Origin of the sequence: Burkholderia sp. AU33423 (genome assembly GCF_002223135.1) — a bacterium.
Lineage (GTDB): Bacteria > Pseudomonadota > Gammaproteobacteria > Burkholderiales > Burkholderiaceae > Burkholderia > Burkholderia lata_D.
This window is the reverse complement of record NZ_NKFH01000004.1, coordinates 210472-234815: the sequence shown is the minus strand read 5'-3', so window position 1 is coordinate 234815 and position 24344 is coordinate 210472. Positions and strand designations below refer to the sequence as shown.

Below are 24344 nucleotides of genomic sequence, written 5' to 3'. Positions count from 1 at the left end.
ACGGCTCGTGCAGCACCCGCCAAAAAACAAATGTGCCCGGAGGGCCGCGAAGCCCGCCAGGCGTGGAGTCGATCCGGCCATCCGGAAGGAAAGACAGACCGCTTGTCAGCCAACCCGTCAGCCGCGCCGCGCGCGGGTTGCGCGCGCGGCGTGCGGCACCGGGGCAACCCGGCTTAGTCCTTCTTCACTTCCTTGAACTCGGCGTCGACGACATCGTCGGCAGCCTGCTGCGCGCCACCCGCGTGGGCCGCGCCTTCCGCTGCACCCGCTGCGCCGGCCGCACCTGCTTGTTGAGCCTGCATGTCGGCGTACATCTTTTCGCCGAGCTTCTGCGACACCTTGCCGAGCTCCTCGACCTTCGCGTCGATCGCAGCCTTGTCGGCCGACGCGTCCTTCAGCGCTTCCTCGAGCGACTTCAGCGACGCTTCGATGGCTTCCTTCTCGCCCGCATCCAGCTTGTCGCCGTACTCGGTCAGCGCCTTCTTCGTGCTGTGGACCAGCGCGTCGCCCTGGTTGCGCGAATCAGCCAGCTCGCGCAGCTTGTGATCTTCCGCTGCGTTTGCTTCCGCGTCCTTGATCATCTGGTCGATTTCAGCCTCGGACAGACCCGAGTTCGCCTTGATCGTGATCTTGTTTTCCTTGCCGGTCGCCTTGTCCTTCGCGCCGACGTGCAGGATGCCGTTCGCGTCGATGTCGAAGGTCACTTCGATCTGCGGCACGCCGCGCGGTGCCGGCGGGATGCCTTCGAGGTTGAACTCGCCGAGCAGCTTGTTGCCGGCTGCCATTTCGCGTTCACCCTGGAACACCTTGATCGTCACGGCGCCCTGGTTGTCGTCCGCCGTCGAGTACACCTGAGCGTGCTTCGTCGGGATCGTCGTGTTCTTGCTGATCATCTTCGTCATCACGCCGCCGAGCGTCTCGATGCCGAGCGACAGCGGGGTCACGTCGAGCAGCAGCACGTCCTTGCGGTCGCCCGACAGGACCTGGCCCTGGATCGCCGCGCCGACTGCGACGGCTTCGTCCGGGTTCACGTCACGGCGCGGATCCTTGCCGAAGAACTCCTTCACCTTCTCCAGCACCTTCGGCATACGCGTCTGGCCGCCGACCAGGATCACGTCGTCGATGTCCGACACCTTGACGCCTGCGTCCTTGATCGCGATGCGGCACGGTTCGATCGTGCGCTCGACGAGGTCTTCCACCAGCGCTTCCAGCTTCGCGCGGGTGATCTTCAGGTTCAAGTGCTTCGGGCCCGACGCGTCCGCCGTGATGTACGGCAGGTTGATTTCGGTCTGCTGGCTCGACGACAGCTCGATCTTCGCCTTTTCAGCGGCTTCCTTCAGGCGCTGCAGCGCGAGCACGTCCTTCGACAGGTCGACGCCCTGCTCCTTCTTGAACTCGCCGATGATGTAATCGATGATGCGCTGGTCGAAGTCTTCGCCGCCGAGGAACGTATCGCCGTTGGTCGACAGCACTTCGAACTGCATTTCACCGTCGACGTCCGCGATCTCGATGATCGACACGTCGAACGTACCGCCGCCGAGGTCATACACGGCGATCTTGCGGTCGCCCTTCTCGGCCTTGTCGAGGCCGAACGCGAGCGCAGCCGCGGTCGGCTCGTTGATGATCCGCTTGACTTCGAGGCCCGCGATGCGGCCGGCGTCCTTGGTTGCCTGGCGCTGGCTGTCGTTGAAGTACGCCGGCACCGTGATCACGGCTTCCGTGACCGGCTCGCCGAGGTAGTCTTCGGCCGTCTTCTTCATCTTGCGCAGCACTTCCGCCGAAACCTGCGGCGGCGCGAGCTTTTCGCCGTGCGCTTCGACCCATGCATCGCCGTTGTCGGCCTTGATGATGGTGTACGGCATCAGGCCGATGTCCTTCTGGACTTCCTTCTCTTCGAAGCGGCGGCCGATCAGGCGCTTCACCGCGAACAGCGTGTTCTTCGGGTTGGTCACCGACTGACGCTTGGCCGGCGCACCGACGAGCACTTCGTTGTCGTCCATGTAGGCGATGATCGACGGCGTGGTGCGCGCGCCTTCCGAGTTCTCGATGACCTTGACCTGGTTGCCTTCCATGATGGCAACGCACGAGTTCGTGGTGCCGAGGTCAATACCGATGATCTTTCCCATTTTTCCTAATCTCCAGAAATGCTTGTTTGCTGCGCAAAACCCCGCGTTTTGGGGCGGTTTCGCGCGCCAGAATTCAACTCTGTTCCCGAAATGCGTCCGTCCGATCCGTTTTCAAGACCCGACGAGCGATGCGGATATTAAATTTTTTCAATCGCCGCCGGCTAGCGGATCGCCGCCTGCAGCAGCGATCTTCGCGCGTGCCGCCGACACCGCTGCCTGGAACTGCGCGAGGCCATGCCAGCCCGTCGCGCGGCCGAGCCGCTTGCCGCGGTGGAAGAAGAACCACGTCGGCACGCCGTGCAGCCCGAAGCGGCGCCCCAGCTGGCGGTGTTCGTACACGTTGCAATGGAACCACTTCAGGTCCAGCGCGCGGATCGCGTCGGGCTGGGCGAGCATCGCCTTCTTCGCGATCTCGCAGTTGAAGCAGTCGACGCCCCAGAAGAACACCACCGCGAGCGCATCACCCGCGCCGTCGATCGCCGCGTCGAACGTGCCGGCGTCCAGCGCCTGCATGTCGAACGTGTCGAACGCGGCCGGATCGACGCCGGCTGGCAGCATCGCGACGGCCTTACTTCGGCTGCGCGACGGTGACGAGCGCCGGACGCAGCACGCGGTCGGCGATCGTGTAGCCCTTTTGCAGCACGGTGACGACGGTATTCGGCTCCTGGTCGGCCGGCACCATCGAAATGGCCTGGTGCTGGTGCGGATCGAACTTCTCGCCGACCGGGTTCAGCGCGACGACGCGGCCCTTCTCGAGCGCGCTCGTCAGCTGGCGCAGCGTCAGCTCGACGCCTTCGCGCACCTTCGTGATGTCGCCGGATGTATCGTTGACGGCCGCTTCCAGGCTGTCCAGCACGGGCAGCAGGTGCTCCGCAAAGCTCTCGATCGCGAACTTGTGTGCCTTCGAGACGTCGTCCTGCGCGCGGCGGCGGACGTTCTCGGTCTCGGCCTTCGCCCGCAGGAAGCTCTCCTGCAGCTCGGCGACCTTGGCTTGAGCCTCCGCGAGCGCCGCGTCGGCTGCTTCGGCGGCGGGAGCAGCGCCTTGCGCCGCCTGCTTCTCGCTGCCGATATCTTCGGCCGATTGGGATGCCGGGTTCTCTTGCGTGTTTTCCATGTCGCTGAAAGTCGATTAGAGGTTGAAGCCAAATCGGCAACCGCCGGACCGTATATCCGGTGGCACCGCACATTGCTGGTGCAAATAAGGGTGAAAACTGCGATTTCAAGAGGGTTATCCGCCGGCATTCTCCAATACCGCGAAACAACCGCGCGTCACGCCGGGGCATCGGCCGCATAGTCCGCCAGATCGGGCGAAACGGGCGGTAACAACGCTTACCTGGCAAGTACTAGCTTGGCACAGGCCCGCTGCACTACACTCCACTCAAGCGTCGGAAAAGCGTGTTTACCCCTAGCTGACCGCCGCCTGACATCCACCTGGCGCCGTTTTCACCCTTCTTCTCGAGGGGAGTACCATGAAACTGACGTTTGCGATCTCGGTGGTCGCGCTGGTACTCATTGCCGGCACCACCACCATCTGCCTGTCGGGAGCCGTCACCGACCGCACGACCGAATACGGAAGCGCGCGAGCGACCTTCGACCAGATGTTCAGCTCCCACCAGAAAATCTGTCGATGATGCGCCGGTCGCGCTTCGTCGGCCGGCCGTGCAATTCGGCTGCCGGCTCACGATACGTGCGGCGCCGCTCCAGTTCGGCGAGCCGTGCGGCCCGCCCCGCTTCCGTTTCCGCATAAAGCGTCTGCGCGACGCTCGCCGGCCCGCGCACGTCGCACACGCCGAGCACGGCAATGTGCCAGACGATGCCGTCGATCGCAATCTCGACCTCGTCGCCCACGCGCACGTCCTTCGCCGGCTTGACCGCCGCGCCGCCAATCTTCACGTGCCCCTTGTCGACCGCATCGGTCGCGAGCGAGCGCGTCTTGAAGAACCGGGCCGCCCACAGCCATTTGTCGATGCGCAGCTTCGCGCCCAGTTCGGTCGAAATCTTGTAGTTCATCGCAGCCTCCGCCGGGCCGCCCCAAGGAGGCTGACCGCCCCCTCGGGGGGCAGTGAACGAAGTGAGCGTGGGGGTCGTTTCATCTCAACCCACCGTTTCGGGCTGCGCGGCCCTGACCGGCCAGCCCTGCAGATTCTCGGCGACGATCTCGCCGAGCGCACCGATCCACGCGGACGCGCCATTCAGGCACGGAATGCGGTGGAACGCCTTGCCGCCGCCGGCGAGGAATTCGTCACGCACTTCCATGCCGATCTCCTCGATCGTCTCCAGGCAGTCGGCCGTGAAACCGGGACAGAACACGTCGGCCCGCCGCACGCCGGCCTCGCCGAACTCGCGCAGCGTCGGCGCGGTATACGGCTGCAGCCATTCGGCCTTGCCGAAACGCGACTGGAACGTGACACGGCATTCGGTCGTCGACAGCCCGAGCGCGGCCATCAGCAGCGCACCCGTCTGCTGGCACTGGTCGTGATAGGGGTCGCCGAGGTCGAGCGTGCGCTTCGGCACGCCGTGGAAGCTCAGCACGAGCTTGTCTCCGGCCGCGAAGTCGGGCCGGCCGTGCTGCGCCCAATACTGGCGCACCTGCTCGGCCAGCGCATGGATATAGGCCGGATGGTCGGCGTAGTGCCGCACCGTGCGCACCTCGGGCTGGTTGCGCATGCGCGCGAGCGCGTCGAATGCGGCGTCGAAGGCCGTGGCCGTGGTCGACGCCGAGTATTGCGGATACATTGGCATCAGCAGCACGCGCTCGACGCCCGCACGCTTGAACTGCGCGAGCGCGTGCGAAATGTTCGGGCTGCCGTAGCGCATCGCGTAGTCGACCATCACGTGATAGCCGTTCGACGTGAGCAGACGCCGCACGCTGTCGGTCTGGCGCTCCGTGTACACGCGCAGCGGCGAGCCCTCGGGCATCCAGACCGCCGCGTATTTCTTCGCGGACGCGCGGCCGCGCAGCGGCAGGATCAGCGTGCGCAGCAGCACCTGCCAGACGGCCTGCGGAATCTCGACGACCCGCGGATCCGACAGGAATTCGGCCAGGTAGCGCCGCACCGCACGCGGTGTCGGGGCGTCGGGCGTGCCGAGATTGATCAGCAGCACACCGATGCGATGGGCAGCCGCGGTGCTCGAAGGCGGCTCAAGATCGAAACGCATGGGCAATTACGTGCTCGGGGCACGGGACCGGACGGCTCTCAATTATAGCGGGCCGCTCCGCGCCGGTCGGCTGGCCGTTCGGCCGACTGCCGGCACACGCGGTGCCGCGGCACGATGACGGGGCAGGATCGGGCTGGCGACGGCAGGCTACTGCTGGCTCAGCGTGAGCGACAGCAGGCGCGCGGTGATGTCGACGATCGGTATCACGCGGTTGTACGCCATGCGGGTCGGGCCGATCACGCCGAGCGTGCCGACGATCTGCCCGTTCACCTCGTAAGGCGCGGTAACGACGCTCATTTCCTCGATCGGCACGAGCGTCGATTCGCCGCCAATGAAGATCTGCACGCCCTGGGCGTGGCTCGACACGTCGAGCAGTTGCAGGAGGCCCGTCTTTTGGTCGAATACGTCGAACAGCTTGCGCAGCCGCGCCATGTCGGACGAGAGATCCGCCACTTCGAGCAGGTTGCGCTCGCCGGAAATCAGCACGGTGTCCTCGGTGTCGGGCACCTCGGTGCTGGCCGTCACGGCGGCGTGCATCAGCGCGGTCATGTCGCCGCGCAACTGGTCGATCTCGTCGCGCAGGCGGCGGCGCACCTCGTCGAACGACAGTCCGGCGAAATGCGCGTTGATGTAGTTGGACGCCTCGGTCAGTTGCGACGGCGAGTAATCGCGCGGCGTCGCGAGCATCCGGTTCTGCACGTCGCCCTCGGGCGTGACGATGATCAGCAGGATGCGCTTGTCCGACAGGCGCATGAACTCGATCTGCTTGAACACGTGGCTGCGGCGCGGCGTCAGCACCACGCCCGCGAACTGCGACAGGTTCGACAGCACGCTCGCGGCGGCCGCCACGACCCGCTGCTGCGGCTCGCCCGCCTGCAGCGTGTTCTGCACCTGCCGCGCCACGGCTTCGGCGTCGATCGGCGCCTCGACCGTCAGCATCGTGTCGACGAACAGCCGGTAGCCGCGCGGCGTCGGCACGCGGCCGGCCGACGTGTGCGGGCTCGACACGAGGCCGAGCTCCTCCAGGTCGGACATCACGTTGCGGATCGTTGCCGGGCTCAGCTCGAGCCCGGAGTAACGGGACAACGTGCGCGATCCGACTGGCTGACCGTCGGCGATATACCGTTCGATCAGGGTTTTCAGGAGGGTTCGTGCGCGAGGATCTAGCATGGTGGAAAATTTTAGCGCAACCGCGCGACCGCGGCGAGTGGCGTCGGCTACCGTTGCGCGGGCCGGCCCGATCCGGCCCCGACTGCGCACAGCCGGTTCTTTTCGTCAACGAGCTATGGTGTAATGCCGGCATGAAAACCGGTAATCTGTTCAACACTGTCGCGCTCGTCGGTCGGAGCAACACGCCGAACATCGCCGAGCCGCTCGCCACGCTGGCCGCCTGCATCGCCAAGCGGGGCTTCGAGGTCGTCTTCGAAGCCGAGACCGCGCGCGAGATCGGCATCACCGGCTACCCGGCGCTGACCCCGGCCGAAATCGGGGCGCGTGCCGATGTGGCGGTCGTGCTGGGCGGCGACGGGACGATGCTCGGCATCGGCCGTCAGCTCGCGCCGTACAAGACACCGCTGATCGGGATCAACCACGGGCGGCTCGGCTTCATCACCGATATCGCGGCGGCCGACATGCAGGCGCTCGTCCCGGTGATCCTGTCGGGCAAGTTCGAGCGCGAGGAGCGCGCGCTGCTCGAAGCGCGGATCATGCGCGACGGCGAACCGATCTACCACGCGATCGCCTTCAACGACGTCGTCGTGAACCGCAGCGGCTTCTCCGGGATGGTCGAGCTGCGCGCTTCGGTCGACGGCCGGTACATGTACAACCAGCGTTCGGACGGCCTGATCGTCGCCACGCCGACCGGTTCGACCGCTTATGCGCTGTCGTCGGCCGGCCCGATCCTCCATCCGCAGCTGGCGGGCATCGTGCTCGTGCCGATCGCGCCGCATGCGCTGTCGAACCGGCCGATCGTGCTGCCCGACGATTCGAAAATCGCGATCCAGATCGTCGGCGGCCGCGACGTCAACGTGAACTTCGACATGCAGTCGTTCACCGCGCTCGAACTGAACGACACGATCGAGGTGCGCCGCTCGAAGCATACGGTGCCGTTCCTGCACCCGATCGGCTACAGCTACTACGCGACGCTGCGCAAGAAGCTGCACTGGAACGAACACGCCTCGAACGAAGACGACAAGGCGTCCTGACGCCACTCCGCCCGACACCATGCTCCGCCACCTCTCGATCCGCGACTTCGTCATCGTCGCCGCGCTCGATCTCGAATTCGACAGCGGCTTTTCCGTCTTTTCCGGTGAAACCGGCGCCGGGAAATCGATCCTGATCGATGCCCTTGCCCTCGCGCTCGGCGAACGTGCCGACGCCAGCGTCGTGCGCACCGGCTGCAGCCGCGCCGACATCACCGCCGAATTCACGCCGCACGACCGCGTCGCGCGCTGGCTCGACGAACATGCGTTCGACACCGAGGACACCGTGATGCTGCGCCGCGTGATCGATGCGAACGGCCGGTCGCGCGCGTTCATCAACGGCACCAGCGCGACGCTCGCGCAGCTGCGCGAGCTCGGCGAAATGCTCGTCGACATCCACGGCCAGCATGCGCACCAGCTGCTGATGCGGCCGGATGCGCAGCGCGAGCTGTTCGATACGCACGCGGGTCTCGTCGCCGATGCCGCGAACGTCGCACGCGCATGGCGCGTGTGGCGCGACGCGACGCAGGCGATCGAGGCTGCAAAAGCGCATGAGCGCGAGCTGCAGCTCGAACGGGAAAAGCTCGCCTGGCAGCTCGCCGAACTCGACAAGCTCGCGCCACAAGCCGGCGAATGGGACGAAGTCAGCAACGAGCACAAGCGCCTGTCGCATTCGGCAAACCTGATCGAAGGCGTGCGCGGTGCGCTCAACGCGCTGTCCGAGTCCGACGACGCGATGCTCGCGCAGCTCGGCGCGATCGTGTCGAAGCTGCGCAGCCTCGCCGACTACGACACCTCGCTCGGCGACGCGCTCGCGTCGCTCGAACCGGCCGAGATCCAGCTGCAAGAAGCCGTCTATTCGCTGTCGCACTATGCGCAGCGCGTCGATCTCGATCCCGAACGGCTCGCGCAGGTCGAAACGCGCCTCGATGCGCTGCACTCGACCGCCCGCAAGTTCCGCTTGCCGCCCGACACGCTGCACGAAGAACACGCGGCACGCCGCGCGCAGCTCGCCGCGCTCGATGCGGCGGCCGATCTCGGCGCGCTCGAGGCGGTGCAGGCCAAGGCGCGGGAAGCCTATCTCGCCGACGCCAAGCACCTGTCCAAGGCACGCGCGCAGGCCGCCAAGGCGCTCGGCACGGCCGTCACGGCCGGCATGCAGGAACTGTCGATGGCGGGCGGGAGCTTCGAAGTCGCGCTCGTGCCGCTCGCCGACGGCGGTCCGCACGGGCTCGAACAGGTCGAATTCCGGGTCGCCGGGCACCCCGGCGTGCCGCTGCGGCCGCTCGCGAAGGTTGCGTCGGGCGGCGAGCTCGCGCGGATCAGCCTCGCGCTCGCGGTGATCGCCAGCGCGGCAAGCCCGACGCCGACGCTGATCTTCGACGAAGTCGATACGGGGATCGGCGGCGGGGTCGCCGAAGTGGTCGGCCGCCTGCTGCACCAGCTCGGGCGCGATCGCCAGGTGCTGTGCGTGACGCACCTGCCGCAGGTCGCCGCGCGCGGCGATCACCACTACCAGGTCGCAAAAGGCGCCGACGACCGTGGCGGTACGGTGTCGACCGTCGTCGCACTCGACCGCGCCAACCGGATCGAGGAAGTCGCGCGGATGCTCGGCGGGCTCGAGATCACGGCCACGACGCGCAAGCACGCGAAGGAAATGCTGGCCGCCTGACGCCGGCCCCCCGTTATCCGTTCGTCGAATGCAAAAAGACCGGCGCACGCGCCGGTCTTCTTTTTGGCACGGCGGGCAGCACGATCGTGTCCGCCCTGCCCCCGCATCGAACGGCCGTTTCAACTGTCCGTTTCAACCGCCCCGAACACGCGCTCCCACAGCGCCGTCACGGCCGCCCGCTCGTCAGCCACCACGGCCGGATCGACCCGCGCCTTCTCCATCCCGTCGAGCCGCAGCTTGTGCTGCAGCTTCCGGTACTTCCGGTACGCCGCCCCGACGCGCTCGGCCTCGTCCTCGCCCATCAGCCCGAAGCGTGCGACCTCGCGCAGCAGCGCGATGTTGCCCGTGTTGCGGATCAGCTCGGCGTCGCTCGACGCGTGCAGCAGCACCCAGTACTGGACGATGAACTCGATGTCGACCATCCCGCCGCGATCGTGCTTCAGGTCGAACAGCTCGGTCTGGTTCGGGTGGCCGGCGAACACCTTGCCGCGCATGTCGACGATTTCCTTCGCGAGCACGCCGCCGTCGCGCGGCGTCGTCAGCACCTGCTGGCGGATCGCCTCGAAGTCCGCGCCGATCTGCGCGTCGCCCGCACTGTAGCGGGCCCGCGTCAGCGCCTGGTGCTCCCAGACCCACGCGGTATTCGCGGCGTCGCCCTCGCGCAGCTGGTAGCGGCGGAACGCGTCGAGATCGGTGACGAGCAGCCCGGCCTCGCCGTTCGGCCGCAGCCGCAGGTCGATGTCGAACAGCGCGCCCGCCCCGGTCGCCGTGGTAAGCCACGTGATCAGGCGCCGCGTAAACGTTGTGTAGACGTCCGCCGAGCGCTCGTCGGCGTCGTCGTACAGGAAGATCAGGTCGAGATCCGATGCGTAGCCGAGCTCCTTGCCGCCCAGCTTGCCGTACGCGATCACCGCGAACTTCGGCACGTCGCGATGGCGCTTCGCGAGCTGCGACCAGACCACTTCGATCGTCACGTCGAGCACCGCGTCGGCCAGCTCGGACAGCCGGTCGCTCACGTGCTCGACCGACAGTTGCCCGGCCAGATCGATCAGCAGGATCCGGAACACCTCCGCGTGCTGGGCGTGCCGCAGCAGGTCCATCTGTTGCTCGGGGCCGTCGGCCGCGGCGAGTCGCGCGCGCAGTGCGTCCTTGAACGCGGGCCAGTCGAACGGGCTCGCGATCGCCTCGTCGTCGAGCAGTTCGTCGAGCAGTTGCGGGTGGCGGATCAGGTAGCCGCCGCCCCAGCGCGTCGCGCCGAGCACCGACAGCACGCGATCGAGCGCGGCCGGATATTCGGTCAGCAGCGCGAGATAGACACCGCGCCGGCTGACCGTCTCGAGCAGGTCGAACAGGCGCACGATCGTGTCGTCACGGCGCGCCGCGTCGATGTTCGGCGCGGCGTCGAGCGCCCGCTGCGCGACGCTGTCGAAGCGCTGCCGGCTCTTTTCCGGCAGGCCCGTGTAGCGCGACGACTGCCAGATCGCGCGCAGCCGGGCGAGCACGGTGGCCGGATCCGTAAAGCCGAGGCCGTCGAGACGCGCGACCAGCGCGTCGTCCTCGCCGTCGTCGGCCAGCGCGCCGCTCCAGATCCACGCGGCGGCCGTGTCGTCGCCGGCCGCGCAGGGCGCGCCGCTCGCCTTGTCGGCAAAAATCTGGTCGAACTGCGCTTCGACGAACGTGCGGTGGCCGTCCAGCACCGTCATCAGCGCCGCATAGTCGGCAAAGCCCAGCGACGCGGCCAGCGCCGCGCGTTCGTCCGGCTCGACCGGCATCGCGTGCGTCTGTGCGTCGTTGCGGTACTGCAGCCGGTGCTCGAGCGTGCGCAGGAAGTTGTAGGCATCGGTCAGGCGCGCACGCACGTCCTCGCCGATCAGCCCGCGCGCCTGCGCATGGCGCAGCACCGCGAGCGTCGGCCGCACGCGGAATTCCGCATCCTGGCCGCCGCGGATCAGCTGGAACACCTGCGCACTGAATTCGATCTCGCGGATCCCGCCGCGCCCGAGCTTGATGTCGTCGGCCTTGTCGGGCCGCATCGACGCGCGGCGCGCGGCTTCCTGCCGGATCTGCTGGTGCAGCGAGCGGATCGCGCCGATCACGCCGAAGTCGAGGTAGCGGCGGTACACGAACGGCTTGACGATCGACTCGAGCTGCGACTCCAGCCGTTGCGCCGCGTCGCTGTCGCCTTCCGACACGAGCCGCCCCTTGATCCAAGCATAGCGCTCCCACTCGCGGCCCTGCACGTAGAAATATTCCTCCAGCATGCCGAGGCTGCAGACGAGCGGCCCCGAATCGCCGTTCGGACGCAGCCGCATGTCGACGCGAAACACGTAGCCGTCGGCGGTGACCTCCGACAACACGCCGATCAGCCGCCGGCCGAGCCGCGTGAAGTATTCCTGCGTGGACAGCGGCGAACGCGCGCCGCCGGTCGTCTCGCCGTCGTCCTCGTAGACGAAGATCAGGTCGATGTCCGACGACACGTTCAACTCGCGGCCGCCGAGCTTGCCCATCCCGACCACGCCGAGCACGACGCGCTGGCCGTCGGCGCCGCGCGGCTCGCCGTACAGCGCCTCGAGCTCGGCCGACAGTAGCGCGAGCGAGCGCTGCACGGCCACTTCCGCGAGATCGGTCATCGCGCCCGTCACCTCGGCGACGTCCGCCACCCCGCGCAGGTCACGCTCCGCCACCGCGCCGAACACCTCGGCGCGCAGTTGCCGCAGTGCGCGCTTCAGTTGCTCCTCGGTCGGCGCGGCCGTGCCGGCCGGCGTCGCGAGCAGTTCGGTGAGGCGCGCGTCGAGCTGCGCGCGACCGAGCGGTGCGGCAACCCACGCAGCGACCTGGTCGACCAGCGCGGGTCGCGCGGCGGCCGCGCGGGCCAGGTAACGGGAATAGGACGTGCTGATCAGGGCGGAAGCGTCGGTCATCGAGAAGCGGGCCTGGCGGAACGGCCGGCCGGCGCGGGAAGCGCACGCGCGCCCCGCTCCCGACCGGCTCCATGGACTCGGCGCGGCGTCGCGGGGCGGATGCGCCCGTCGCGAAACCGCGCGCCGGAAAGCCCGTGCCACGCTGCCGCAACGGCCGCCGGCACGAACCCGTGTGATACATTTCTACGTCAGTCTGCAAAACTACCATATCGCCGCCCGTCCGCCGCATGCCCGACCGTCAGGAATCCGCCGTAGCTGCGCCCGAAGCGGGACCTCCGAAGCACGATCACCCGGTCTTGCGTCGCGTGTTCAAAGTGACGCTGGCAGTCGGGATCGGCACCTACTTCGTCGCTGCGGGCACGTTCCTCGGGCTGCGCTACGTCCTGCTGCCCCGCATCGACGAATTCCGCCCGCGCATCGAACGCGCGGTGTCCGACAAGCTCCACGCGCAGCTTTCGATCGGCAAGCTTTCCCCGAACTGGTCCGGCATGCAGCCGGGCGTCGAACTTACGAACCTGACGATCCGCGGCCGTGACGGCAAGGTCGCGCTGTCGGTGCCGCATGCGACGGCCGCGCTGTCGTGGATGTCGCTGCTGCGGCTGTCGCCCGCACTGTCGAGCCTGATCGTCGACCAGCCCGACCTGGTCGTCGCGCGTGCCGCCGACGGCTCGCTGAGCATCGCGGGCGTCGGCGTGGCGACCACCCACGGCGGCAACGACACGTTCGGCACGTGGCTGCTGAAACAGGAGGCGATCGTGCTGCGCGGCGGCACGCTGCGCTGGCGCGACGCGCAGCATGACGCGCCGGAGCTCGTGCTGTCGGGCATCCGGATCGCGGTGCTCAATGCCGGCCGCGTGCACAAGGCCGCGCTGCAGGCGCCCGCGAACGGCACGCTGCTGCTCGGCCCGCTCGACTTCCGTGCGCGCTTCAGGCACAAGCCGCTCGCGCCGGTCGGCAAGCCGGCGAACTGGACGGGCGACGCGTACCTGTCGACGGGCCCGGTCGACCTGCAGACGCTCGCGCGCTACCTCGACATGCCGCTCACGATCCACGCGGGCCGGATCGACAACGCGATCTGGGCCACCTTCGGCGACGGCCACCTGCATTCGGCGGGCGGCGACCTGCAGGGCGCGGACGTCGCGCTGCGCGTGCGCCCGACGCAGCCGCGGCTCGACGTGCCGACGGTCGGCTTCGGCTGGGACATGCAGCTCGACGCCGGCCACGACTACACGCTGCACCTGACGCGCTTCAACGCGGAGCTCGGCCAGCCGCCGCTGCCGGACGGCACGCCGCTCGCCCGCTCGCTCGCGCTGTCGACGCTGACGGCCCGCTACCGCGTGCCGACCGTGAACCAGGGGCAGTTGCTGAGCGTGGTCGGCGACCGCGTCGATCTCGGCATCCTCAGCGAATTCATCCGCGGGCTGCCGCTGCCGGCACGCCTGCGCAACGAGCTGATCAAGCTCGACCCGCGCGGGATGGTGTCGAACTATCACATCGAGGTCGAGCGCGCGAAACCCGCACACGCGGACCTCGCCGACGAGGAGCGGCGCATGGGCGCGGCGCCGATCGTGCGCTACCGCTTCCTCGGCGACCTGCAAGGCATCAGCTTCGCCGCGCAGGAGCCGCCGCCCGGGCTCTCGCCGCGCGGCCACCCGCGCGCCGGCTGGCCGGGTGTCGAGAACCTGTGGGGCCGCGTCGACGCGAACGAGACAGGCGGCTCCGCGCATTTCGACACGGTCAATGCAGCCGTCACGGTGCCCGGCGAATTCGACGAGCCGCGCCTGACGTTCGACCGGCTGCGCGGCAATGCCAAATGGACGATCACGCCCGCGCCCGGCGACAAGCACGCGCGCGTCGACGTGTCGCTGCCCGACCTGTTCGTGTCGAACCCCGATGCCGAAATCGCGGTGTCGGGCTCGTACACGAACCCCGGCCACGGCCGCGGCTCGCTCGACCTGCGCGCCGATTTCGCCCGGGCGTCGGTGGCGCGCATTCCACGCTACCTCCCGACCGGGATGTCCGAGCACCTGCGCGACTATCTCGGCCACGCACTGCAGGACGGCCAGGTGGCCAAGGGCGCATCGATCGTCGCCCGTGGCCCGCTCGAGAAATTCCCGTTCGAACACGAGCCGGACGCCGGCGTGTTCCACATCGTCGCGCCGTTCACCGGCGGCCGCTTCGAACCGACGCCGTACCCGCCGCGCAAGCTCGCGAACGGCACGCCGAGCATCTGGCCGGCGCTCGACGGGATCGACGGCGTATTCGAACTCGCGCAGAACAAGCTGCGCTTCGACATCCACCGCGCACACTACAAGCGCGTCGCACTGACGAAGGTCGCGGGCCGCATCGACGATCTCGGCAATCCGAGCCACTCGCCGCTGATCATCGACGGCCATGCGCAGGGCCCGCTCGCCGACCTGATCGACTACGCGGACAACAGCTCGCTCGGCACGATGAGCGGGCACATCGGCCAGCGGATCGACGCGCAGGGGCCCGCGTCGCTCGGGCTCAAGATCACGATTCCGCAGCACGTCGCGCATCCGCACACGCACGTCGAAGGCGCGCTCGCATTCGGCGGCAACACGCTGACGACCAGCGGCGTGCCGCCGCTGTCCGCACTGCGCGGCAGTGTCCGGTTCACCGAGGCCGGCGCATCGCTGCACGAACTCTCGGGGCGCTTCCTCGGCGGCCCGGTGCGCGCGAACGGCAACTTCCAGTCGCACGGGCCCTACACGGTGGACGTCGACGGCCGGCTCGCACTCGACGCCGCGCGCGGCCTGAACCTGCACGGCCCGGCCGCCGCGCTGCTCGAGCACGTGGTCGGCGACGCGCCGTACAAGGTCGCCGTACGCGGCGCGCCGGGCCGCCTGCCCGACATCAGCGCGCATTCCGACCTGACCGGCGTCGCGCTGAATTTCCCCGCGCCGTTCGCGAAGGCGGCCGGCACGCCGATGCCGTTCAACTTCACGCTGCAGCCGGCGCCGCAAGCGGACGGCAAGCGCCTCGAGCACGCCGACCTGACGCTCGGCCCCGTGTCCGCGACCTACCTGCTCGACGCGACGCGCGGCCAGCCGCTGCGCGCGGTGCGCGGCGCGATGGGCATCCACCGGATGCCCGACATGCCGCAGGACGGCGTGAGCGCGGCCGTCGACGTCAACGAACTGGACGCCGATGCGTGGCTCGCGCTTGCCCATACGCTGAAGTCCGACACGCCGCGCGCGCCGGAGCCGCAGGCCGCGCCGCGCGTCGATTTCGCGAGCTTCGCGCCGAAGCGCTTCGCGCTCCATTTCGGCACGCTGAAGCTGCTCAAGCGCAACTGGGAAAACGTGATCGTCGGCGCCTCGCACATCGACGAGCTGTGGCAGGCGAACATCGCGTCGAACCAGGTGTCGGGCTACCTGTCGTGGGCGCCGGGCGGCGGCCACAACGGCGCCGGCGTGCTGAACGCGCGGCTCGCGAAGCTCGTGGTGCCCGACAGCGCGCAGCACGATCTCGTCGGCCGCGCGATGAACCTGCCGACGCCGACCGACCGCCCGATACCGTCGATCGACCTGATCGTCGACCAGGTCGTCGCGCGCAACCACGACATCGGCCGCCTCGTCGTCAACGCGCGCAATATCGATGAAGCCGGCACGCCGGTCTGGCAGCTCGACAAACTGGAGCTGTCGAACCCGGACGCGAAGCTGACGGCGACCGGCAACTGGCGCACGTCGCGCCGCGCGCTCGCCCGCGGCACCGACGAGAGCGACGCACCGCGCCGCACCGTGTTCGACTTCAAGCTCGACATCGGCAACGCGGGCGCGCTGCTCGACCGCGTCGGCCTGCCGCGCACGCTGGCGAACGGCCATGGCTCGGTGACCGGCAAGGTCGGCTGGCGCGGCGGCCCGACCGCGCTCGACTTCCCGTCACTCGGCGGCCAGATCGCGATCGATCTCGAACACGGCCAGATCCTGAAGGTCGACCCGGGCGCGGCAAAGCTGCTCGGCGTGCTGAGCCTGCAGAGCCTCGCGCGCTTCCTGACGCTGAATTTCCGCGACGTGATCGGCAAGGGGCTGCCGTTCGACAAGATTACCGGCACCGGCCAGATCTCGAACGGGATCGCCCGCACCGACGACTTCTCGATGATGACGGGGCCCGCGAACGTCTCCGTGCGCGGCGCGGTCGATCTCGGCGCCGAGACGCAGGACCTGCATGCGCACGTCGCACCGAAGATCAGCGCGGGCGCCGCCGCGATCGGGGCGGCCATCATCAACCCGCTGCTCGGCGTCGGCGTGCTGGCCGCGAACTATGCGCTGTCGGAGACGCTGTCGCGCGCGTTCGCGCTCGACTACGCGATCACCGGCTCGTGGGCGCACCCGCACATCGAGCGGGTGCGGGGCGATCAGGGTAAGATGAATCACGGTCCGGCCGATGCGGCGAATCATTGAGCCGCGCGTCGAATCGCGCACGGTGCCGGGCCGCACCCCATTTATGACGCAACCGATCCTGCGATGACCGACCACACCCGTTCCGCCACGCCCTTCCAGGTCGCCGCGCTGCAGATGGTGAGCACGCCGGACGTCGCGCGCAATCTCGCCGAAGCCCGCCGCCTGATCGCGGAAGCCGCCGGCGAAGGCGCGCAGCTCGTGCTGCTGCCCGAGTATTTCTGCTTCATGGGCCACCGCGACACCGACAAGCTCGCGCTCGCCGAACCGTACCAGGACGGCCCGGTCCAGCGCTTCCTCGCGGACGCCGCGCGTCGCCACGGCATCTGGGTGATCGGCGGCACGCTGCCGCTGAAGGCGCCGGAGCCCGATCGCGTGCTCAACACGACGCTCGTGTTCGATCCGTCAGGCAACGAAGCCGCGCGCTACGACAAGATCCACCTGTTCAACTTCGAGAAAGGCGACGAGTCGTTCGACGAGGCGCGCACGATCCGCGCGGGCGATACGGTCGTCGCGTTCGACGCGCCGTTCGGGCGGGTCGGCCTGTCGGTCTGTTACGATCTCCGCTTTCCGGAGCTGTATCGCAGGATGGGCGACTGCGCGCTGATCGTCGTCCCGTCGGCGTTTACGTATACGACGGGCCGCGCGCACTGGGAAACGCTGCTGCGCGCGCGGGCCGTCGAAAACCAGTGCTACGTGCTCGCGGCCGCGCAAGGCGGCAAGCACGAGAACGGCCGGCGCACCTGGGGCCACAGCATGCTGATCGACCCGTGGGGCGAGATCGTCGCGGTCCGTGACGTCGGTGCCAGCGTCGTGCTCGGCGCGATCGATCCGCAGCGCATCGCCGACGTGCGCCAGAGCCTGCCCGCGTGGCGGCACCGCGTGCTGACCTGAATCGGCCGCACCGCTTGAAACGCCGCGCGGCCAACCCATCTGCCCAGAAGCACCCGACAACTTTTTGAGAAACCCCGATATCCGCATGAACATCATCGAACCCGGCATCCGCAACCTCGCGCTGGCGAAGGACATCCTGCTTACGCCGTACGGCCTCGACGAAAGCCTGCTCACGCGCACGATCGCCGACATCTTCACGCATCGCGTCGACTATGCGGACCTGTACTTCCAGGCGACCCGCAGCGAAGCGTGGAGCCTCGAGGAAGGCATCGTCAAATCGGGCAGCTTCAGCATCGACCAGGGCGTCGGCGTGCGCGCGGTCGCGGGCGACCGCACCGCGTTCGCATATTCCGACGACCTGTCGCCGGAAGCGATCGCGCAAGCCGCGGCGGCCACCAAGGCAATCGCAGCGGCCGGCGGCGGCCGCCAGAAGATCAAGGCGGCATCGTCGCTGAAGGGCATCTCGGGCCGCGACCTGTACCTGCCGTCCGATCCGCTCGCGTCGCTCGACGCGACGGCCAAGGTCAAGCTGCTCGAGCGCATCGAGCAGATGGCGCGCGGCCGCGACCCGCGCATCACGCAGGTGATGGCAGGCCTCGCCGGCGAATACGACGTCGTGCTGGTTGCCCGCAGCGACGGCGCGCTCGCAGCCGACATCCGCCCGCTCGTGCGCGTGTCGGTCACGGTGATCGCCGAGCAGAACGGCCGCCGCGAGATCGGCTCCGGCGGCGGCGGCGGCCGCTTCGACTACGGCTATTTCACCGACGACGTGCTGTCGCGCTACGTCGACGACGCCGTGCATGCGGCGCTCGTGAACCTCGACGCCCGCCCCGCGCCGGCCGGCGCGATGACGGTCGTGCTCGGGCCGGGCTGGCCGGGCGTGCTGCTGCACGAGGCGATCGGCCACGGTCTCGAAGGCGACTTCAACCGCAAGGGTTCGTCGGCATTCGCGGGCCGGATCGGCGAGCGGGTCGCCGCGAAGGGCGTGACCGTCGTCGATGACGGCACGCTGCCGAACCGCCGCGGCTCGCTGAACATCGACGACGAAGGCAACCCGACGCAGTGCACGACGCTGATCGAGGACGGCATCCTGAAGGGCTACATCCAGGACACGCTGAACGCCCGCCTGATGAAGATGCCGGTGACCGGCAACGCGCGCCGCGAATCGTACGCGGCGCTGCCGATGCCGCGCATGACCAACACGTACATGCTGAACGGCGACAAGGATCCGCAGGAAATCATCGCGTCGGTGAAGAACGGCCTGTACGCGGTGAACTTCGGCGGCGGCCAGGTCGACATCACGAACGGCAAGTTCGTGTTCTCGGCGTCCGAGGCGTACATGATCGAGAACGGCAAGATCACCTACCCGGTGAAGGGCGCGACGCTGATCGGCAGCGGCCCGGAATCGCTGAAGGACGTGAGCATGATCGGCAACGACATGTCGCTCGACTCGGGTGTCGGCGTGTGCGGCAAGGAAGGCCAGAGCGTGCCGGTCGGCGTCGGCCAGCCGACCCTGCGGATCGACAGAATGACGGTCGGCGGTACGGCATAACCGCATCGCGGCGCAGACATTCCGCGCATTCTGAAGAAAACGCGCGGAATGTCCGCATTTTCGACGTTTCCCGGTTGCCAGCCGCCCGGCGACGGGGTATAAATTCCGAATCAACTTTTTTGACGAACCGAATCTCCGTCATGTCCGCCAAGTTTTACTTTTACTTTTTTTGGTATCTCAGACCGCTGGCGGATCGAGAGGGTTGATGGCGCGTAAAGCGCAACCGAAATTCCCGAAAAAACCGCCGGCGAACCCGGCGGTTTTTTTTCGCCCTTCGCCCCCGGTCGCCGCCGCAGCGGTCCCGCGGCCCCGACCGAAACCACTGAATCGCTTGAATTGATGAATCTGCCGCACGCGCACTCGCACTGACCGAACCGCGCCCGGAACCAAGGAGAAACAGCATGCCCCCGCACAACACCGACGACGTCCGCATTCGCGAACTCAAGGAACTGACGCCGCCCGCCCACCTGATCCGCGAATTCGCGTGCTCCGAAGCCGCGTCCGAGCTGATCTACAACTCGCGCCAGGCGATGCACCGCATCCTGCACGGGATGGACGACCGGCTGATCGTCGTCGTCGGGCCGTGCTCGATCCATGACACGAAGGCGGCGATCGAATACGCGGGCCGGCTGGTGAAGGAGCGCGAGCGCTTCAAGGGCGAACTGGAAATCGTGATGCGCGTGTACTTCGAGAAGCCGCGCACGACGGTCGGCTGGAAGGGCCTCATCAACGATCCGCACCTCGACAACAGCTTCAAGATCAACGAAGGGCTGCGCACCGCGCGCGAGCTGCTGCTGCAGATCAACGAAATGGGGCTGCCGGCCGCGACCGAATACCTCGACATGATCAGCCCGCAGTACATCGCCGACCTGATCTCGTGGGGTGCGATCGGCGCGCGCACGACGGAATCGCAGGTGCACCGCGAGCTCGCGTCGGGGCTGTCGTGCCCGGTCGGCTTCAAGAACGGCACCGACGGCAACGTGAAGATCGCGGTCGACGCGATCAAGGCCGCCTCGCAGCCGCACCATTTCCTGTCGGTGACGAAGGGCGGCCATTCGGCGATCGTGTCGACGGCCGGCAACGAGGACTGCCACGTGATCCTGCGCGGCGGCAAGGCGCCGAACTACGACGCGGACAGCGTGAACGCCGCGTGCGCGGACATCGGCAAGGCCGGCCTCGCCGCGCGCCTGATGATCGACGCGAGCCACGCGAACAGCTCGAAGAAGCACGAGAACCAGATCCCGGTATGCGCGGACATCGGCCGCCAGATCGCGGCCGGCGACGAGCGCATCGTCGGCGTGATGATCGAGTCGCATCTCGTCGAGGGGCGCCAGGACCTGAAGGAAGGCTGCGATCTGACCTACGGCCAGAGCATCACCGACGCGTGCATCGCATGGGACGACAGCGTGAAGGTGCTCGAAGGCCTCGCGGAATCGGTGAAGGCGCGCCGCGTCGCACGCGGCAGCGGCAACTGACGGACGCAAACAGGCTGGCCGCATGACCCCGCCTGTGGCGGGTTGGCCGTGCGGCCAGCGTGCGAGTATTCATTTTGCGTTGACCCATTAGCCAGCGTTATCTAGCTAATCAGGAAGTGGACATGCCGACCGTCAACATGCACGATGCAAAATCGCAACTCTCAAGCCTTGTCGAATCTCTTGAATTTGGGCGCGAATCAGAGGTCGTGATCACTCGCAATGGCCGACCAGTCGCCCGGATCGTTCCCTATGCAGCGCCAAGGCGAATCGGCGCAGCCCGTCAGTTGCTTGCCGGACTGAGCATCTCGACGACAGTCGAGGCATTCAACGCCAGCGATGGATCTATCGCCGCCGACTTTGAGGCTAGCTCGGGGCCGCGACTCGCACCGTAGAGGCGCTGCGCGCAACAAAATGCCCGGCTCGCGCCGGGCTTCTTCATTGGCCGGAGTTCCTCCGCCCGTGCATCACTCGAGCGCGCCCGAGCCGAAGATCTCGGTATTCACGCGTTCCGGCGCGACGCCCAGCGCGACGAGCGCGTCACGCTGCGCCTTCATGAACCCGATCGGGCCGCAGATGTAGTAGTCGGCGTCCGGTACCAGTGCGTATTGCCGCACGCGTTCCGGCGTGAGGCGCCCTTCCAGGTCGTGGTCGATGCCCGCGCGATCGTTCGGGCCGACCAGTTCGTACAACACCGTGCGCCTGACGTTCGCATGGTCGCGCACCGTATCGTTCAGCCAGTCGCGGAACGCGTGCACCGCGCCCGAGCGGCAGGCGTGGACGAACCGCACTTCGCGCCGGCTGCCCTCGGCGATCAGCGTCGACGCCATCGACATCATCGGCGTGATGCCGACGCCGCCGGAGATCAGCACCACCGGCGTCTCGACGCCACGCTTCAGCGAGAATTCGCCCATCGGCGCGGTCACTTCGACGATCGCGCCCTCTTCCACGCCGTCGTGCATCAGCGACGACACCTTGCCGGCCGGAATGACTTCCGGCTTGCCGGCTTCACGCTTCACCGAGATGCGCAGCCACTTGCCGTGCGGCGCGTCGGACAGGCTGTACTGGCGCGGCTGGTCGACGCCGAGGTCGCCGACGAAGCGCTTCACCGTGATGTACTGGCCGGGCTCGAACGTCGGCGCCGCGCCGCCGTCGGCCGGCGTCAGGTAGAACGACGTGATCTCGTCGCTTTCGCGCACCTTGCGCTCGACCTTGAACGGGCGGAACCCGCTCCACGCGGCGCCCGCGTACAGGTCGGCCTCGACGCCGATCAGGATCTGCGCGAGCTGGCCGTACGCGACCCGCCACGCCTCGAGGGTTTCGGCATCGACCGCGTCGCCCAGCACTTCGACGATCGACGCGAGCAGGTTCTCGCCGACGATCGGGTAATGCTCGGGGCGGATGTTCAGGCTCGCGTGCTTGTGCGCGATCTTGGTCACGGCGCCGCCCAGCGCGCCGAGGTTGTCGATGTTCGCCGCATATGCGTAGACGGCCTTCGCGAGCGTTTCCGGCTGGCTGCCCGTCTTCTGGTGCGTCTGGTTGAACAGGTTCTTCAGTTCCGGATGGCGCGCGAACATGCGCTGGTAGAAGTGCTTCGTGATCGTCGCGCCGTGCTCGGCGAGGACAGGGGCAGTGGCCTTCACGCGAGCCATCTGGTCAGCGGTGATGTGGGTCATGTTCGTTCTCCGTTAAACATGCGCACACAATACCTCTTTAAAAATCGGCGCTCCTCGGGCAAATTGTCGCAGCGCGTCAAAGGGGCAACCCGTCAGCGGACGCGGCCGCGCTCCCACAGCACGTCCGAGCCGCCGTCGGTGCGGTTCAGCACGCGCGCCAGCACGAACAGCAGGTCCGACAGCCGGTTCACGTAGCGCCGCGGCGCATCGTTGAGCGTCTCGGTCCGCCCGAGCGCGACGATCGAACGCTCCGCGCGCCGGCATACGGTTCGGCATACGTGCGCGAGCGACGCCGCGCGCGAGCCGGCCGGCAGGATGAATTCCTTCAGCGGCGGCAGCGTCGCGTTGTAGTCGGCGAGCCAGCGGTCGAGACGCGCGAGATGCGTGTCGTCGAGCACGGTATGGCCGGGAATGCACAGTTCGCCGCCAAGATCGAACAGGTCGTGCTGGATCGTCACGAGCGCCGTGCGGATCTCGTCCGGCAGCGTTTCGGCGAGCAGCACGCCGAGGTTCGAGTTCAGTTCGTCGACGTCGCCGATCGCAGCGATCCGCGTGTCGTCCTTGCCGATGCGCCGGCCGTCGCCGAGCCCGGTGGTGCCATCGTCGCCCGTGCGCGTGGCGATCTTGCTCAAGCGGTTGCCCATGCGAATGTCCTCTCGTGCGCGGCCGCGAGGCGGCCCGGTTGCGTTCGAACGCGATTATCGCAGCCCGCGGAGGCGGGCGCAGCAGGCGTTACAGCGTAGAATGGGCTGAAACCCTGCAGCACGGGAGCCGGGCCGGCGCCAACGCGCCCACCCGGATCGACAAGGAGACGTACGTGAATCACCCTGCCCAGCCGGCTGCCACGCGCCGCCCCCTTCCCCCTGCCATGCTCGATGCGCTGCGCGCCGCCTTCGGCGAGCGCGTGTCGACCGCCGACGCCGTCCGCGCCCACCACGGCCGCGACGAATCGCCGTTCGACCCGCAACTGCCCGACGCCGTCGTGTTCGCGCACAGCGCGGACGACGTGCGCGAAGTCGTGTCGCTGTGCTCGCTGTACAGCGTCCCGCTGATCCCGTACGGCGCCGGCTCGTCGCTCGAAGGCCACCTGCTCGCGGTGCGCGGCGGCGTCTCGCTCGACCTGTCGGAAATGAACCGCGTGCTGTCGATCAACGCCGAAGACCTGACCGTGACGGTCGAGCCGGGCATCACGCGCAAGGCGCTCAACGAAGCACTGCGCGACACCGGCCTGTTCTTCCCGATCGACCCGGGCGCCGACGCAAGCATCGGCGGGATGACCGCCACGCGCGCGTCGGGCACCAACGCCGTGCGCTATGGCACGATGCGCGAGAACGTGCTCGGCCTGACCGCGGTGCTCGCCGACGGCCGCGTGGTGAAAACCGGCTCGCGCGCCCGCAAGTCGTCGGCCGGCTACGACCTCACGCGCCTGTTCGTCGGCTCCGAAGGCACGCTCGGCGTGATCACCGAGATCACGCTGCGCCTGCATCCGCTGCCCGAAGCCGTATCGGCCGCGATCTGCACGTTCCCGTCGATGGGCGACGCGGTGCGCACCGTGATCGAGACGATCCAGATCGGCGTGCCGATCGCGCGCGTCGAATTCGTCGATGCGCTCGCGGTGCGCTCGATCAACCGCCATTCGAACCTGACGCTGACCGAAGCACCGACGCTGTTCTTCGAATTCCACGGCACCGAGGCCGGCGTGAAGGAACAGGCCGAGCTCGTCCAGGCGCTCGCCGGCCAGAACAATGGCCAGGGCTTCGAATGGGCAACCCGCCCCGAAGACCGCAGCCGGCTCTGGGCCGCCCGCCACAACGCGTATTTCGCGATGCTGCAGTTGAAACCCGGCTGCCGCGCGGTGACGACCGACGTGTGCGTGCCGATCTCGCAGCTCGCCGCGTGTGTCGAGGAAACCGAAGTCGACCTGCGCGCGTCGTCGCTGCCCTGCCCGATCGTCGGCCACGTCGGCGACGGCAATTTCCACGTCGCGATCCTGATCGACCCCGACAAGCCCGAGGAAATCGCCGAAGCCGAGCACATCAACGACCGGATCGTCGAGCGCGCGCTGCGCCTCGGCGGCACCTGTACGGGCGAGCACGGTGTCGGGCTGCACAAGATGCGCTTCCTGCCGAAGGAGCACGGCGACAACGCGATCGACACGATGCGTGCGATCAAGCTTGCGCTCGATCCGCGCAACCTGATGAATCCGGGCAAGATTTTCACGTGCTGACACGGTGGCGCGACACCGCG

At 68.0% G+C, this 24344-nt stretch carries 18 protein-coding genes; 9 read left to right on the top strand and 9 right to left on the bottom strand.

Going from position 1 to position 24344, the window contains the following annotated elements; all coding sequences use genetic code 11:
- Positions 1 to 173 precede the first annotated feature (173 nt).
- The 3 genes from dnaK to grpE form a co-directional block, all read right to left on the bottom strand.
- Positions 174 to 2126 (bottom strand): molecular chaperone DnaK, encoded by a 1953-nt coding sequence (gene dnaK, locus CFB50_RS03695; RefSeq protein WP_069247195.1) that lies wholly within the window; start codon positions 2124 to 2126, stop codon positions 174 to 176.
- A 147-nt stretch (positions 2127 to 2273) separates the two neighbouring features.
- Positions 2274 to 2684: a thioredoxin family protein gene (locus CFB50_RS03690; protein ID WP_069247194.1), complete on the bottom strand. Its 411-nt coding sequence runs from the start codon at positions 2682 to 2684 to the stop codon at positions 2274 to 2276.
- Between the two features lie 10 nt (positions 2685 to 2694).
- The gene (grpE, locus tag CFB50_RS03685) at positions 2695 to 3240 is read right to left on the bottom strand and encodes a nucleotide exchange factor GrpE (protein WP_069247193.1); all 546 of its coding nucleotides are present in this window, start codon (positions 3238 to 3240) and stop codon (positions 2695 to 2697) included.
- 355 nt (positions 3241 to 3595) lie between these two features.
- Between grpE and CFB50_RS39405 the strand changes: the two genes are divergently transcribed.
- Complete coding sequence (locus CFB50_RS39405; protein WP_006476841.1) at positions 3596 to 3757, top strand: hypothetical protein; 162 nt, start codon at positions 3596 to 3598, stop codon at positions 3755 to 3757.
- Here CFB50_RS39405 and CFB50_RS03675 read toward each other — a convergent pair.
- The 3 genes from CFB50_RS03675 to hrcA all read right to left on the bottom strand — a co-directional run bounded on the left by CFB50_RS03675 (position 3729) and on the right by hrcA (position 6455).
- Positions 3729 to 4136, bottom strand: coding sequence for an RNA-binding S4 domain-containing protein (locus CFB50_RS03675; protein WP_069247192.1), 408 nt, complete (start codon positions 4134 to 4136; stop codon positions 3729 to 3731). The two genes, CFB50_RS39405 and CFB50_RS03675, sit on opposite strands and share 29 nt — an antisense overlap.
- An 84-nt stretch (positions 4137 to 4220) precedes the next feature.
- Positions 4221 to 5285 carry a ferrochelatase gene (gene hemH, locus CFB50_RS03670; protein ID WP_089444965.1) on the bottom strand — a complete coding sequence of 355 codons (1065 nt, stop codon included), beginning with the start codon at positions 5283 to 5285 and terminating at the stop codon, positions 4221 to 4223.
- A 147-nt stretch (positions 5286 to 5432) separates the two neighbouring features.
- Positions 5433 to 6455, bottom strand: coding sequence for a heat-inducible transcriptional repressor HrcA (gene hrcA / locus CFB50_RS03665; RefSeq protein ID WP_031399637.1), 1023 nt, complete (start codon positions 6453 to 6455; stop codon positions 5433 to 5435).
- Between the two features lie 131 nt (positions 6456 to 6586).
- On the opposite strand from hrcA, the gene CFB50_RS03660 reads away from it, so the two are divergent.
- Positions 6587 to 7489 carry an NAD kinase gene (locus tag CFB50_RS03660; RefSeq protein WP_069247190.1) on the top strand — a complete coding sequence of 301 codons (903 nt, stop codon included), beginning with the start codon at positions 6587 to 6589 and terminating at the stop codon, positions 7487 to 7489.
- Between the two features lie 19 nt (positions 7490 to 7508).
- Positions 7509 to 9158, top strand: coding sequence for a DNA repair protein RecN (gene recN, locus CFB50_RS03655; protein ID WP_069247189.1), 1650 nt, complete (start codon positions 7509 to 7511; stop codon positions 9156 to 9158).
- Between the two features lie 119 nt (positions 9159 to 9277).
- Here recN and glnE read toward each other — a convergent pair whose 3' ends face one another.
- Positions 9278 to 12079: a bifunctional [glutamate--ammonia ligase]-adenylyl-L-tyrosine phosphorylase/[glutamate--ammonia-ligase] adenylyltransferase gene (glnE, locus tag CFB50_RS03650; protein ID WP_069247188.1), complete on the bottom strand. Its 2802-nt coding sequence runs from the start codon at positions 12077 to 12079 to the stop codon at positions 9278 to 9280.
- 227 nt (positions 12080 to 12306) lie between these two features.
- Here glnE and CFB50_RS03645 point away from each other — a divergent pair, with 227 nt between their 5' ends.
- The 5 genes from CFB50_RS03645 to CFB50_RS03620 all read left to right on the top strand — a co-directional run bounded on the left by CFB50_RS03645 (position 12307) and on the right by CFB50_RS03620 (position 20816).
- Entirely contained in the window at positions 12307 to 16506 is a 4200-nt protein-coding gene (locus CFB50_RS03645) for a YhdP family protein (RefSeq protein WP_069247187.1), read from the top strand.
- Between the two features lie 63 nt (positions 16507 to 16569).
- On the top strand, positions 16570 to 17397 hold the full coding sequence (locus CFB50_RS03640; RefSeq protein WP_069247186.1) for a carbon-nitrogen hydrolase family protein: 828 nt from the start codon (positions 16570 to 16572) through the stop codon (positions 17395 to 17397).
- An 85-nt stretch (positions 17398 to 17482) separates the two neighbouring features.
- A complete protein-coding gene (tldD, locus tag CFB50_RS03635; RefSeq protein ID WP_039361365.1) occupies positions 17483 to 18949 on the top strand; it encodes a metalloprotease TldD in 1467 nt (488 codons plus the stop codon).
- Positions 18950 to 19350: 401 nt separating this feature from the next.
- Positions 19351 to 20424 (top strand): 3-deoxy-7-phosphoheptulonate synthase AroG, encoded by a 1074-nt coding sequence (gene aroG / locus CFB50_RS03625; RefSeq protein WP_069247185.1) that lies wholly within the window; start codon positions 19351 to 19353, stop codon positions 20422 to 20424.
- Positions 20425 to 20546: 122 nt separating this feature from the next.
- Positions 20547 to 20816, top strand: coding sequence for a type II toxin-antitoxin system Phd/YefM family antitoxin (locus CFB50_RS03620; protein ID WP_089444964.1), 270 nt, complete (start codon positions 20547 to 20549; stop codon positions 20814 to 20816).
- A 72-nt stretch (positions 20817 to 20888) separates the two neighbouring features.
- Here the strand turns inward: CFB50_RS03620 and hmpA are convergent, their stop codons facing one another.
- Together hmpA and CFB50_RS03610 are read right to left on the bottom strand one after the other, a co-directional pair.
- Positions 20889 to 22097 carry an NO-inducible flavohemoprotein gene (gene hmpA / locus CFB50_RS03615; protein WP_069247184.1) on the bottom strand — a complete coding sequence of 403 codons (1209 nt, stop codon included), beginning with the start codon at positions 22095 to 22097 and terminating at the stop codon, positions 20889 to 20891.
- Positions 22098 to 22189: 92 nt separating this feature from the next.
- Entirely contained in the window at positions 22190 to 22741 is a 552-nt protein-coding gene (locus tag CFB50_RS03610) for a cob(I)yrinic acid a,c-diamide adenosyltransferase (RefSeq protein WP_039361370.1), read from the bottom strand.
- A 173-nt stretch (positions 22742 to 22914) separates the two neighbouring features.
- On the opposite strand from CFB50_RS03610, the gene CFB50_RS03605 reads away from it, so the two are divergent.
- Positions 22915 to 24324 (top strand): FAD-binding oxidoreductase, encoded by a 1410-nt coding sequence (locus tag CFB50_RS03605; RefSeq protein ID WP_089444963.1) that lies wholly within the window; start codon positions 22915 to 22917, stop codon positions 24322 to 24324.
- The last annotated feature ends 20 nt before the right edge of the window (positions 24325 to 24344 follow it).

What these genes read in the sequence shown, in the direction of transcription:
- hmpA (WP_069247184.1), bottom strand. Translation starts at nt 22,097, where the DNA reads ATGACCCACATCACCGCTGACCAGATGGCTCGCGTGAAGGCCACTGCC.
- CFB50_RS03690 (WP_069247194.1), bottom strand. Translation starts at nt 2,684, where the DNA reads ATGCTGCCAGCCGGCGTCGATCCGGCCGCGTTCGACACGTTCGACATG.
- recN (WP_069247189.1), top strand. Translation starts at nt 7,509, where the DNA reads ATGCTCCGCCACCTCTCGATCCGCGACTTCGTCATCGTCGCCGCGCTC.
- CFB50_RS39405 (WP_006476841.1), top strand. Translation starts at nt 3,596, where the DNA reads ATGAAACTGACGTTTGCGATCTCGGTGGTCGCGCTGGTACTCATTGCC.
- glnE (WP_069247188.1), bottom strand. Translation starts at nt 12,079, where the DNA reads ATGACCGACGCTTCCGCCCTGATCAGCACGTCCTATTCCCGTTACCTG.
- CFB50_RS03640 (WP_069247186.1), top strand. Translation starts at nt 16,570, where the DNA reads ATGACCGACCACACCCGTTCCGCCACGCCCTTCCAGGTCGCCGCGCTG.
- CFB50_RS03620 (WP_089444964.1), top strand. Translation starts at nt 20,547, where the DNA reads ATGCCGACCGTCAACATGCACGATGCAAAATCGCAACTCTCAAGCCTT.
- hrcA (WP_031399637.1), bottom strand. Translation starts at nt 6,455, where the DNA reads ATGCTAGATCCTCGCGCACGAACCCTCCTGAAAACCCTGATCGAACGG.
- CFB50_RS03645 (WP_069247187.1), top strand. Translation starts at nt 12,307, where the DNA reads ATGCCCGACCGTCAGGAATCCGCCGTAGCTGCGCCCGAAGCGGGACCT.
- hemH (WP_089444965.1), bottom strand. Translation starts at nt 5,285, where the DNA reads ATGCGTTTCGATCTTGAGCCGCCTTCGAGCACCGCGGCTGCCCATCGC.
- CFB50_RS03660 (WP_069247190.1), top strand. Translation starts at nt 6,587, where the DNA reads ATGAAAACCGGTAATCTGTTCAACACTGTCGCGCTCGTCGGTCGGAGC.
- CFB50_RS03675 (WP_069247192.1), bottom strand. Translation starts at nt 4,136, where the DNA reads ATGAACTACAAGATTTCGACCGAACTGGGCGCGAAGCTGCGCATCGAC.
- aroG (WP_069247185.1), top strand. Translation starts at nt 19,351, where the DNA reads ATGCCCCCGCACAACACCGACGACGTCCGCATTCGCGAACTCAAGGAA.
- tldD (WP_039361365.1), top strand. Translation starts at nt 17,483, where the DNA reads ATGAACATCATCGAACCCGGCATCCGCAACCTCGCGCTGGCGAAGGAC.
- dnaK (WP_069247195.1), bottom strand. Translation starts at nt 2,126, where the DNA reads ATGGGAAAGATCATCGGTATTGACCTCGGCACCACGAACTCGTGCGTT.
- CFB50_RS03610 (WP_039361370.1), bottom strand. Translation starts at nt 22,741, where the DNA reads ATGGGCAACCGCTTGAGCAAGATCGCCACGCGCACGGGCGACGATGGC.
- grpE (WP_069247193.1), bottom strand. Translation starts at nt 3,240, where the DNA reads ATGGAAAACACGCAAGAGAACCCGGCATCCCAATCGGCCGAAGATATC.